The sequence below is a fragment of the Butyrivibrio sp. MC2013 genome (genome assembly GCF_000424585.1).
GTDB lineage: Bacteria > Bacillota > Clostridia > Lachnospirales > Lachnospiraceae > Butyrivibrio.
Window position 1 is genome coordinate 1 of the sequence record NZ_AUKE01000006.1, and the last position, 12,425, is coordinate 12,425.

The 12,425-nt window shown below is 41.9% G+C and carries 9 protein-coding genes and 1 pseudogene; 3 read left to right on the top strand and 7 right to left on the bottom strand.

Features of this window, described 5'->3' with window-relative positions:
• Nucleotides 1-292: pseudogene (locus G636_RS20725) on the top strand (IS66 family transposase); the annotation flags it as partial.
• Between the two features lie 99 nt (nucleotides 293-391).
• Here the strand turns inward: G636_RS20725 and G636_RS0103740 are convergent.
• From G636_RS0103740 to G636_RS17200, 7 genes are all read right to left on the bottom strand, one after another.
• On the bottom strand, nucleotides 392-2,275 hold the full coding sequence (locus G636_RS0103740) for an AAA family ATPase (protein WP_330363897.1): 1,884 nt from the start codon (nucleotides 2,273-2,275) through the stop codon (nucleotides 392-394).
• A gap of 312 nt (nucleotides 2,276-2,587) precedes the next feature.
• Complete coding sequence (locus G636_RS0103745; protein ID WP_155832314.1) at nucleotides 2,588-3,289, bottom strand: sugar transferase; 702 nt, start codon at nucleotides 3,287-3,289, stop codon at nucleotides 2,588-2,590.
• 149 nt (nucleotides 3,290-3,438) lie between these two features.
• Complete coding sequence (locus G636_RS0103750) at nucleotides 3,439-4,869, bottom strand: AAA family ATPase (protein WP_026506939.1); 1,431 nt, start codon at nucleotides 4,867-4,869, stop codon at nucleotides 3,439-3,441.
• Between the two features lie 80 nt (nucleotides 4,870-4,949).
• Nucleotides 4,950-5,978 (bottom strand): glycosyltransferase family 2 protein, encoded by a 1,029-nt coding sequence (locus G636_RS0103755; protein ID WP_026506940.1) that lies wholly within the window; start codon nucleotides 5,976-5,978, stop codon nucleotides 4,950-4,952.
• A gap of 63 nt (nucleotides 5,979-6,041) precedes the next feature.
• Nucleotides 6,042-7,472, bottom strand: a complete 1,431-nt coding sequence (locus tag G636_RS17190) for an oligosaccharide flippase family protein (RefSeq protein ID WP_051226476.1) — start codon at nucleotides 7,470-7,472, stop codon at nucleotides 6,042-6,044.
• On the bottom strand, nucleotides 7,469-9,526 hold the full coding sequence (locus G636_RS17195) for an ATP-dependent helicase (RefSeq protein WP_051226478.1): 2,058 nt from the start codon (nucleotides 9,524-9,526) through the stop codon (nucleotides 7,469-7,471). Before G636_RS17195 ends, G636_RS17190 begins: the two co-directional genes overlap by 4 nt.
• A 9-nt stretch (nucleotides 9,527-9,535) precedes the next feature.
• Nucleotides 9,536-9,739 carry an SEL1-like repeat protein gene (locus tag G636_RS17200; RefSeq protein WP_035778714.1) on the bottom strand — a complete coding sequence of 68 codons (204 nt, stop codon included), beginning with the start codon at nucleotides 9,737-9,739 and terminating at the stop codon, nucleotides 9,536-9,538.
• Between the two features lie 440 nt (nucleotides 9,740-10,179).
• Between G636_RS17200 and G636_RS0103775 the strand changes: the two genes are divergently transcribed.
• Nucleotides 10,180-11,541 (top strand): zinc ribbon domain-containing protein, encoded by a 1,362-nt coding sequence (locus tag G636_RS0103775; RefSeq protein ID WP_026506941.1) that lies wholly within the window; start codon nucleotides 10,180-10,182, stop codon nucleotides 11,539-11,541.
• A gap of 40 nt (nucleotides 11,542-11,581) precedes the next feature.
• On the top strand, nucleotides 11,582-12,400 hold the full coding sequence (locus G636_RS0103780) for a zinc ribbon domain-containing protein (protein ID WP_026506942.1): 819 nt from the start codon (nucleotides 11,582-11,584) through the stop codon (nucleotides 12,398-12,400).
• Nucleotides 12,401-12,425 lie beyond the last annotated feature (25 nt).

Sequence of the window (12,425 nt, forward strand, 5' to 3'; positions counted from 1 at the left end):
CAAGTATTATAAGGATGGTTACAACCTGTATAAACGAATGGAGAAATACATGCATAACCATCTGCTGTTCCTTCATGATAAAAGAGTTCCGCACAATAATAACTTAAGTGAGCGTCAGGCTCGTAAGGTAAAACGTAAAATCAAGCAGGTCATGACATACCGGTCATTCAGCAGTCTAGAGTATTACTGCGATGGATTGGGTGTGCTGGTTACGCTGCGCGAAAATGATCCCAGCAATATTTACACGAATGTGTCAGAGATATTTGATAGAAAATACCGGTGGTCCGACTGATAAAAGTCTAGATCACCGGTATTTTTATCTCAAGTTGGGGTCTGAACAGTAACTTTTTAAATATTATTCATCTATAAATTATATTGCCTGCTTCTCTCATCACCCGATCAGCACTTTCTTCCCCTCAAATGCGAATCCATAATGATGTATATCCTTCTTTTTTACGCCCCTGGCTATGAGGTCCGCATCGTAGTTCTTTTCTCTGATCTGTTCCAGCGCCTTTTGAACTGTATCTTCCAAGCTATCCTCGTCATCAGGATCATGCACCTTAAATTCCAATATGTAAGCTGGCATGCCCGGCTCCCTGGGTTCAAGGCATACATCATATCTGCCAAAGCCGCTTTCTCTATTAGATCTGACATGGTACTTATCTTGCAGCTCCACTATGAGCCCAAGCACGAAGCCATGATAAAATTTCTCAGGTTCTGTCTTTACCGAGGGCCTGCTACCACTGTCAAATATGGAGAAGGTATTCTCAGCCACCTCATTCATAAAGCGGTTCATATACTTCAGATCATTTAGAAGAAGAGCTTTGATGAAGTCGTTGTATCTGACATTATCACCTTCAAACCACCTTTTGATCATATCCTCAAAGACATGTTTCACCTCAAGATTAGTCAGTGACATGCTAAATTTTTTGCGAACTCCGGGTGTATCATCCTGCCTTTGTTCCGCCTTTAGATACCCTGCTGCCAGGAGCAGACTGTATATACCCGACTCATTTCTATCTATCAGGTCAAATACTATCTCATTATCTATAAGTGCAGATACTGATTCTCCTGCTAGCAAACTCTCCATATCTTTCTTTACATCTATGCCGCCTTCTCTGATCAGCTTCTCTACCATGGAATTCTCACTGGTGTTAGCCCAGTAATTATCCAACACGCCTGCGTCCAGATACCTTGTCACTGACCAGGGATTATATATGTCTAAGCTGTCTCCTATCCTGAATCCGTCATACCATTCCTTCACGGCTTCGTATTGATCTGAAAGGCCATATGCTGATAGTGCTGCCCGAACCTCAGCTTCAGTAAATCCAAAATCCTTGTCATACCTTGCGCCAATCATACTATCTATCTTCAGATTATTGAGATCCGAAAAGATCGACTCTTTACTAACCCTGGTGATACCTGTTAGTATAGCCCTTTCCAGGAAGGGATTGGTCTTAAACGTAGCATTAAAGAGATTCCTGATAAAGCTCGTCATCTGATCCCAGAAGCCCTCTGTATATGCCTCGTGAATAGGCGTATCATATTCATCCAAAAGGACAAGCACCTTACTGCCATAGTACCTGCTCATAAGCTCGCACAAATACCTGATGGCTGAGGCAGCGGTGGCATCATTCATATCATATCCCACCATGTCCCAGAACTGTCTGTCCATATCATTAACCTGCTCAGAATGGATCAGATAGTCGTTGCTCCTATATAAAGCTACTATCTCCTGTATGATCTGCTGCCTTGCAGTATCGTAATTATTCCCCTTGACTGCCGCAAAGCTTATAAACAGCACCGGAAATCTCCCCTGGATAGTCCTATATTTCTCATCCTTCCATATCTCAAGCCCTTCAAAGAGCTCTGCACTATTTTCATGCCTGTTGGAGAAGAAATAGTCCAGCATGCTCATATTCAAAGTCTTGCCAAATCGTCTGGGCCTGGTGATAAGTGTCACCACATCAGCACTCTCCCACCAGTTCCTGATAAAGCACGTCTTATCGATATAAAAGTAGCCATTGCGTACTATGGCTTCAAAATCCTGATTACCAATTGATATTTCTCTCTGTCCCATCAAAGAATAATGTATATCACCAAATAAAGCCGACTCCAACGCCTCAATAGTCTCTGACCTTGGAGATGCCACCTTGCCCTCAAGGACCTTCTGTACTGTACTCAGAGATAGCCCCGAACTCTGTGCTATTTCCCCATAGGTCAGTTGTCTGTTTGATTTTTCTTTTATCAGCATATCTATTCTTGAGTCAGACATAGTATTGTCTCCTTCATTTATCGTCCCAAAAGCAATGATATCATTATCATACCGGATAAAATAGCATTTTAGCTGACATAAATAGCATTTTACGCCTTTTATCTAGCATTTGTAGCATCAGAATAAGATATAAATGCTAGTTTATATCTATATAATAGCATTATTATGCTAGTTTTTCTATAATTAATAGCATTCTCTGTAAAGACAGGGCAGATTTAAAAAGGCGTTTCTGTTCACACACAGCAACCAGCAAGCATTAAAAAGGCAGCTGCTCAATGCAGCTGCCCTCGTCACATTCTATATCCTATAGTATTAATAAGCACCATCCTTGCCAAATACTGCGGGGAAGGTCCTGAGTATCAACTCCAGGTCTTTGAGTATGCTCATATCCTGGATGTATTTCAGATCCAGCTCTACCCACTGATCCCAGGGGATCCTGGCTCTGCCGCATACCTGCCAGTAGCAGGTCAGCCCCGGCTTTACGATGAGCCTTTGCTTCTCATATGCATTGCACTCCTGCATCTGATTGTAGAGGATGGGCCTGGGGCCTACCACACTCATCTCTCCCTTGATGATGTTGATGAGCTGCGGCAGCTCGTCTATGGAATATCTTCTGATGAATTTGCCTACATGGGTGATCCTGGGATCGTTTTTGATCTTGAAGGCATGTCCTGTCTGCTCGTTCTGCTGCTGCATCTTCTCAAAGAGAGCCTCGGCATTTTTGTACATACTGCGGAACTTGTAGATCTTGAAAGGCTTCATATCCTTGCCTGCGCGCTCCTGGGTAAAAAATACAGGACCGCCGTCTTCCATTATGATTGCCAATGCTGTGATGAGAAATACAGGCGAGAGTGCTATAAGCGCCAGACTGGCTGCCACAATATCAAATACCCTTTTGATCCACTTATAAATATTGGCCTTATGCTCATATATCTCGCTATAGTTTAACTCGATGATCTTCCTGCCCTTAGTGATGACCATCTGTTCTGCAGGAATTGTAGATGTTCTTGCCATGTCCAAAGCCCTCTTGAAATATTGTCTTTGCAGCGTTACTTACCGTGCACATATCTGTGTCTGCTAGATATATCGGCAATAGAGGGCTTTTACATTATATATTCTTTTTATATCTAATCATCTTTTTCCTATATATTACTCTTATAGCGTCAAGCCTCAAACAGGTCATCCAGCGTTACCAGATTATTAAAGACGCCGCTATATTCATTATGTTTCAGGCCGAAAGTCGTAATCAAAGTGCCATATACAGCACACTTTTTGGGAACCATACCGGACAGGATCTCGGTCCTTCTCAGCATAGTTCTGTAATAGTCCTTATCAACAGTGTAATCATCACTGTAATATTTAATCTCACACATATTGACCACATTGTCATTTCGCAAGATCAGCAGATCTATCTGCACACCATCTTCATCATCCGCCTTTTTGCTCCATGCTGATTCTGAAGTGATCACACCACTTATCCCTAGTGCCTTCTTGATCTGAGGGATATGGTTAAAGCATAAGCGTTCAAAAGCAAATCCTCTCCAAGATGATATTTCATGACCGCTAACGTTTTTCTCCCAATAGAGCTCAGGCTTTGAATTTATCTTGCTTTTAAAATGCAGATAGAAGAGACAGAAAGAATCCGTCAACCTGAAATATTCTTTTCTTTTACCCTCACCAAATGGATAATAACTGATTATAAAATCACTTGCGATCAGTGCTTTTAAATGCTTTGAGAGAGTCCCGCCATCAGAATGCCTGAGCCTTGCGACCAATTCTTCTCTGCAATAACCCATATTCCTTCCACTAAGAACAGCCACTATTTCCTTCATCGCTTCGGGATTGCTAAACGCAGATGCAAACAGCCTGTCATACTCATCAGACAATTTTGCCCCCTTTGAAAAAAAGAGGTCATCAATATTCTGAGCAAGACTCTTGTTGCGCTGCATATATCCGAGATAAAATGGTACTCCTCCCAGGATCATGTAACTCTGAGCAATATCATACCTGCTAAAGCTAACACCCTGTTCTGAATAATACTCTTCACATTCAGACAGGGAAAATGGCGATAGCTTAATCTCATATGTTACGCGATTATACAATCCACCATGATTATTGATCAGCTTGTCCAGTATCCAGGAATTGGCACTGCCGCATACGATCACCATCAGATTCTTACGGTGGCATGCCCAGTTATTCCAGAAAGCCTCAAAAGCAGTGATAAATCCGGATCTTGGCGTATCAAGCCACGGCAACTCATCCAGGAAAACAAGCTGTCTCTCTCCTGTATCCTTGGATTTTAAGAATTGCTCCAGTATAAAGAAAGCATCAAGCCAATTGTCCGGAGCCTTGCTTTCAGGCATCCCCTGATCCAACAATGAATTGTAAAAATTCCTCAGTTGAAGACGCAGTGCCCCTTTGGCTGTCTCAGTAGGTGACAGACCGGCGTGCCTAAAGGTGATCCTTCCCTCAAAAGTCTCATCGACAAGATATGTCTTCCCTACACGTCGTCGGCCATAGATAGCCAGCAGCTCAGCTTTCTTACTATCATATAATCTATTTAGTTCAGCGATTTCTTTTTTTCGTCCTATCATAGTTTTATTATGGACCTGTTTTAATCAGCGGTCAAATGGATTTTTTGCAGTTTTCCGCTGATTAAAGATGAATACATTCTTCAAAAAATATATCTTATCTTGCAAAGAAGATACAGACTCCCAAACATCTGCCTCTTCATCAGGAAGTACTTGAGCTTAAAAAGAGACGAGCCGCCTACATTCCCCCGATGAGCATAGAGCTCAGAAAGCAGCTTATCAGATGCCGATCTGATATAGGCTATCTTTTGACAGTAGGTCAGGCTTTTAGCCTTCCGCAGCGGGTATAGAGTTATCGCTTCCAGGAGCAGGTTCATCTCTTTGGTGATGAGGACTTCTTCCCATTCCTTATTATATTTTGCTGCAAAGCTCCTTAGCTCATCCATGATAATAGCCGCAGTATCTGCAAAACCCATGTCCATAGCCCTGACTGCAGATGACCTGTGTATCCTGTAGTAGTAGATGGGCTTGTTTACAAAGGATATCTTCCCTGCCAGTTCAAAGACATAATTATTAAATATCATATCCTGCATGCGTTTTAACCCTGGAACGAATCTAATCCCCTTTTCCAGTAGAAAGCTCCTCTTGTAGATCCTGCCCCATGGTACGCCTACAGATGTGCTAAGGCCGTTTATTCCCAGGATGGCATCCCTCTCCATGCGCTCCCTTGATATATCTCTCCCTCCATAGAAGCTCTCCCATCTCGCTGTATCACCATCAGCAACATAGTAATCTCCTATGACCAGGTCTGCTCCGACGGAAGTGGCCTCCTTGAAGAGGAGTTCTGACATATCAGGGGCTGCTATGTCATCTCCGTCTACAAAGCATATATAGTCTGCGCGGGCTTCATCTATACCCAGATTCCTTGACTCAGATACTCCCAGATTTCTCTCATTGTGAAATACCCTGATCCTGTCGTCATTTTCCGCCAGCTCATCTATGATCCTGCCTGTAGCATCCGATGAGCAGTCATCCACGCATATGATCTCTATATCCGTAATAGTCTGGGCCACGAGGCTCTCAAGGCACTCTCTTATGTACTTTTCCACATTACAGGCTGCGACAACAATTGTCACAGCGGGTACATGACCTGTTTTTTCTATATCAGACATATATATTCCTTTTTGATCAGAAGCTTTCATGAGACAACAGCACAGTTATTGCAGGCTATAAGATCACTCAGCTGTCCTATTTTTTGCCCCCAGGGCATAGCGCTCTATCATTATCTCAATCCCCAGGCACAGCATATATACAGCTCCGGCTACTATGATCTTGATCATAAGGTCAGCTACCGCTCTGCCTGTGATAGCAAAAGGCATCTTGTAAAAAGCGGCGAACATCACATACCCAGCCAGGATGAATTTCACGCTTCCTATGAGATATCGTCCTATGGGCAGCACCTTTCTCACAGCCACAGCCTGATAAATGCATACCAGCGCTTCAGCAAAGAGGGTACCCAGAGCAGCCCCGTAAGACTGCAGCCTGGGGATCAGCAGCAGGTTCATGAGGAAATTCAGTCCTGCTCCCGACAGAAGGGATGTCACGAATACCCTGTCCCAATTATTGGGTATCAGATACTGAGTCCTGATCACGTTGGCAAATGCTATAAATACGCAGCTGGGCAGCATTATGTAATATATGCCCACACACTTGTCAAAGCCTTCTCCGTAGAATATAGGCACAAATTCTCTCGCCACCGTCATGATGCCTATACTGACAGATGATGCGATAAATACTGCAAAATATATGGATCTCTCAAATATCCTCTCTGCTTTGTTATCTCCGCCTGCACCCTTATATACCTTGGTCATCCTGGGTATCATCACAGTACCCAGGGAGATGATAAGGGCCAGAGGGATCTGTATGATATTCTCCGAGCTGTAATAATAGCCCAGCTCTCTTTCCCCGGTCATAGCTCCCAGCATGATCTTGTCCATGGTCTTGTAGACACTGACTGCAATGACAGGTACAAAGAGTATGAGATTGGGCCTGATATGCCTCATGATATCATCCAGCCCAGGCCTAATGATGTCCACATAGCCCCTGATGGATGTCCATAATACAAGCTGGCTGATCAGTATCCCCATTCCCTGTATCACTGCGTATATCCATACGTCAGAAGCACTTTTGACCAGGGTAAAAATAGCCGTTACAGACAATATCTTGACGATAAAATCCTTAATAACAGTATACCTGAAATTCTCTATTCCAAAGTAAAACCAGCTGATATCAAAGCCTGCAGCCAGGATAAAGAGCGCAAATATAAACGCAAATCTGCTATCTGAAGCCATCGTCATGCAGTAGATAAGATATAGGCCCGTGCAGATGAGCATCATCACGCATTGCATGGCATAGAGCTCTCCAAAGGCCTGCGACAGCTTTTTCCTGTCATCACCGGCTGCTGCCACCAGCCTGCTGCCATAGTTCTGAATGCCCAGCTTAACAAAGAGGCAAAAATAATATGCCACCGAATGTGCATAGGCATAGCTTCCCATGCCCTCTGCGCCCAGAGTCCTGACGATATAGGGCGTAGTGACAAGAGGGATCAATATGAGGAAGAGCTGATATGCTGCTGTATATAGATAATTTATGATAGACTTTTTCACAACTCTCTCCGTTTTTTAATAAAAGCCTTTGGCTTTGAACCAGATAAGCTGCCACTCCTGCCGCCTGATGCCGCGTTTACGCTTCCACTTCCGATTCTCCCACCGGTGCTTACCGGCACTCTTAGTTCTTTAATAAAAGGAGATGCATAGGAGCCATATGTAAGTAATGTCAGCTTATGCCTGGCCCTGGTCATACCTACATATAGTATACGCCTGTCTTCCTCCAGGCGCCTCTCCCGGGCAGATACCTTGACAGCCCGGCCCATGGGCATGGTCTGAGGCAGGATCCCGTTACATATATCTATTATATATACATTATCATATTCCAGGCCTTTACTGCCGTGGATGGTTGATAATATCACTCCGCCACTTCTATGGTATTCGCCGGCTGTATCCTGCGCGCCACCATAACCGGGATCATCACTAGACCTATAATGGCAGTCCCTCTTACCCTGTCCCCCATCTGCTACCAGCCTCTGGAGATATTCCAGGCGCTTCATAAATGATACAGGCTCCTGCTCCCTCTCTGCCAGGCGCTTTAGTATAAAGAGCTTGCCGGCGTCCAGTTGATTGCGGCCTATATATTCCCCGTAGCCTAGGCCGCTCTCTATAAGAGTCAATGCCTTAAGGGGGCTCATCTTTCTCATAGATATGAGCTTTACATACAGGTTCTTGATATTTACAGCCGTATATTCTGCAATATCCGGCAGAGCTGCCGCTTCTTCCGGGATTGACCTGCCGGATCTTTTGGCAGCCCTGCAGGCTCTCTCAGCCTGGTCCTTTTTTAGATAAGTGGATATCTTGTAATAGATATTCATAAAGAGGCCTGCATCCGAAGGCTCATAGGCAAATCTCATGATGCTCAGCACATCTGTGACTACTCTCCCTGTAAAGAAGCTCATATCCGTGCTCCTCATCCTGTAAGGAATGCCCTTTCTGTCCAGAAGATCGATAAGGGGAAGTGCAGACTCATTGTCCCTATACAGTATGGCTGTTTCAGATGAATGATCCGCTTCTGACGCCACCTGACCCGCCAGGTCCAGGAGATAGGCGTACTGATCCTCTCTCCTTCCTATAGATTTAAACTGCACAGGATTATTGGATGGTCTGTCCGTCTTCATAGTCTTGGCATGCCTTTTTTTATTATGCCTTATCAGATGATCCGCAGCAGCCACTATATGCCCGTCAGACCTGTAATTGATATCCATGACCATAGTGCTGGCACCCGTGTGATCCCTGTCAAAGGATAGTAGTGCCTCAGGATAGGCAGCCCTAAAGCCGTATATACTCTGATCCTCATCTCCCACCATAAAGAGGTTGCCCCTCTCTCCTGCCAGGAGGCTGATGATCATATGCTGGATCTTGGAGGTATCCTGAGCTTCATCCACGCATATATATGGATACTGCCTCTTGTAATGCTCAAGGAGAGATGGCACAGCCCTTAGGAGCTTATAGGCATATACCAGCTGATCGTCATAATCCATGAGCCCAGCCTGTTTCAGAGCTGCATTATAGCCCTGATATATGGGCAATATCCTGGTATTCTCTTCCTCACCCAGCTCTGTGATCTCATCTTCTGTGAGGATCATATTCTTGGCATAAGCTATGAGAGTCCTGACCGATCTGATATCAGTCTCAGTGGGATATTCACCCATATACTTATAGTATAGTTGGGACAAAATATTCCCGGTCCTGTCTTCGCTCCCTGCCAGTTCATAGGGTGTCTTACCTATCTGACTCCCGTAATATGCTATGATCTTGGCACAGATACCATTAATAGTACGAAATTCCGGCACAGGTCCTGATGGGAAAAGGCTCCTGTACCTCTCAGCCATATCCCTCGTTGCAGCCACAGTATATGTCAGAGTCAGTATCCTTGAGGGATCTATCCCCTTCACAGCTATCATATAGCCCAGTCTTGTGACCAGAGTTGTAGTCTTGCCGCTTCCGGGCACCGCAAGAAGCAGTACGGGGCCGTCTACCTTAGTCACAGCCTCGTACTGCTCTTTATTTAATCTTTTGCAATATTTTTCTGTAAATATATCGTGTGTCATAGCCGGCTGTCACTCAATCTGTTCCAGTATAGCCTCTGCCTTGATGTCACCGTGCTTTGCTGCATACCTTAGCCACTTGGCAGCCTTCTCCAGATTCTTTTTGCCATCAAAGGTCCCTTTAAAGTAGCCTTCCCCCAGCTTCCTGGCAGCCTCTATATTTCCCCTTGCCGCTGCATCTACAAGGTTTAAGAATTCCTGATTATCCGATAACATACTTCTCTCCATTTCATAACATATATTTACAACCATGAGTGTATCAGAATAACCCTATTTCTGCCATCAAATCTTTAAATCACAATTCTTTTTTTACAATAGAAAGTATAGATGTTTGAAATAATCCATCAAAACAACTTCTGAAATATAATCGATTTCCATTATTCCAAAGATAAATAAATTGACATATTTAACCGAGATAAAACATAGACATAAGCTCGCTGTTTAATTTTCGCTTTGGAGGATTATTTCACATTATATCTACATGAATAATAAACATACCATTTATACTTTTGGCAATCTTTCTGCAATTATATCCATAGTCATCAAAATAAATACACGACATAAATATAAAACTGTTAGAAACGACTAGTATTAACATACTTATCAGTTAACTCGTATAGTTAGAATCCATTCATGAATTTTGGAGGTAACAGGAAATGTCTTTAATTAATTGCCCTGAATGTGGAAAAGAAGTATCTGATACAGTGTACTATTGCCCTCATTGCGGATACCCAATCAAAAATAATAAAGCTAATAAAAAAAAGATACCGATTATTAAGATTTGTATTATTGGGGGAATCATTATTGTTTGTATTATTGCAGCTAGCATTATCATGATTCTTAATAAGTTATCACCAGAAGAGCAGAGTGCAGTCAATCGTGTAGAAGCAACAATAGCCGAAATAGGAAATGTAACACTTGAAAGTGAAGCAAAAATAACAAAAGCCGAAGATCTATATGAAGAACTAAGCGATCGGTGCAAAAAACATATCAAAACACACGATACCATTATAACTGCACGGAATGAATATAACAGCTTAATGGCAAATGAGACCATTAAACTAATAGATGAAATCGGCAAAGTTCGTGAAGACAGCCAAAAAAAGATCGACGCTGCACAGTTTTCGTATGATAGTCTTACCGATGAACAAAAGAAGCTAGTTACTAATGCTAACGTTATATCTGAATCATATGATGAATTATCAGAATTACGTGTGAAAAAAGTAGAAAGTCTTATTTCAAATATTGGCACTGTGACAACTGACTCAAAAAACAAAATAGATAGGGCACAAAAAGCATACAATAAACTTTCAGATGAAGATGCACAAAAAGTATCAAATAAAAGTACTCTTACAGCAGCAGCCGAAGAATTTGCATCTGTTACAGTGGAGGCTGCTATAACTGCCATAAACAATATTGGCGATGTTAAACTTGGCAGCGAAGAAAAAATCAAAAATGCAAGATCAGCATATAATTCTGTTCCAAGTAACCAAAAATCCGAAGTAAAGAATTATAACAACCTCAAGGATGCTGAAACATTATTTTCCAAACTCCAGAAAGAAGAGGAAGATCGAAAAAAGATCATCAATCCAGGCGATACATTTAGCACAAACAAATGGGAGATAACGTATAAAAAGACAAACATCAGTGCAAAACTGTTACCCAATAGCACAAGTGGTTATTATTTGTATTACCACACCAACGACGATAATGAAACATTTATAGATATGGTATTTCAGATCAAAAACATAGACGTTGATATATTAGGTGTTGATGATTTAGTAAAGGATTGCCGTATAGAATACAACGGAGCAACATTATCTAAAGGATGCGGATTATATACAAGTAGCGGGAGCGACATTGATAAAGTTTATACTTGGGATGGGCTAGGTGCTTTAGAAAGCATTACTCTTCATGCAGCAATTACTATGCCACGAGAAATACAAACAAATAACAAGCCGATTACAGTACGTTGTAATATCGCAGGAGAAGAGAAGATTATAATCATAAGAGAGTGAACAAATGATTTATAATAGCATCTCCATAAGGAGGCGGGATATGGCCTTAATCAAATGTCCTCATTGCGGAGAAATAATATCCGATGCAGCAAATATTTGTCCTCACTGCAAATCGAATATCATAAATAAAAAGAGAAAAATCTCGTATATTATTATAGCGGGACTTGTTTTTACAATAGTCCTTAGTGTTATGGTTGCTTCTTACATACATCAAAAGAGAAAAATAGAAGCAGAGCGTCAAGAACATATTTCTGATGAACTCGCAAAGATAGAGGAGTTATTTTTAGAATCAGATTATACAGAAATTGAAAAGTGCCTAATCAATCTTGAAATTAACCAATACGATACTACCGATTTAAGAAATGAACTGCTAACCCAAAGACTCCTTAAACAAATAGACGACTTATACGATAATGCAGATTTTGAAAAAATTGAAGAATGCTTAAAGCAATTAGAGTCCATTCAATATGACACTGCCGAAATGCGGGAAATACTCGAATATGATAAGAGCATATATCCAACATGTGCCGAATATTATAAATGTCTGCAGGAAACATATGAGACCCTACATAAAAGAACATACTCCTCTATTACAACGACAATAAAAAAATTACAACACGAGACTGACAACTTAAAATCATTAAAAATAGATCAACGATCAAAACTCGGACTGTGGTTGAACACATATAGAAAAAGTAGTGACTTTGTTGCTTGTGATATGGTAATGTTCGGCAACAATGGCTATGTATATATGATTGAAGATGATAGTTTTACGGATTGGATCTATGCAGATACAATCTCAATTATGTTACAAGATCTAGTTGGTAATAAATATGCGTTTCCTATAGCTTTACATTAATATATCAATCGCTTTATAACACTAT

Coding starts and splice junctions, on each gene's coding strand:
- G636_RS0103740 (WP_330363897.1), bottom strand. CDS start 2,275: ATGTCTGACTCAAGAATAGATATGCTGATAAAAGAAAAATCAAACAGA.
- G636_RS0103745 (WP_155832314.1), bottom strand. CDS start 3,289: ATGGCAAGAACATCTACAATTCCTGCAGAACAGATGGTCATCACTAAG.
- G636_RS0103750 (WP_026506939.1), bottom strand. CDS start 4,869: ATGATAGGACGAAAAAAAGAAATCGCTGAACTAAATAGATTATATGAT.
- G636_RS0103755 (WP_026506940.1), bottom strand. CDS start 5,978: ATGTCTGATATAGAAAAAACAGGTCATGTACCCGCTGTGACAATTGTT.
- G636_RS17195 (WP_051226478.1), bottom strand. CDS start 9,526: ATGACACACGATATATTTACAGAAAAATATTGCAAAAGATTAAATAAA.
- G636_RS17200 (WP_035778714.1), bottom strand. CDS start 9,739: ATGTTATCGGATAATCAGGAATTCTTAAACCTTGTAGATGCAGCGGCA.
- G636_RS0103775 (WP_026506941.1), top strand. CDS start 10,180: ATGTCTTTAATTAATTGCCCTGAATGTGGAAAAGAAGTATCTGATACA.
- G636_RS0103780 (WP_026506942.1), top strand. CDS start 11,582: ATGGCCTTAATCAAATGTCCTCATTGCGGAGAAATAATATCCGATGCA.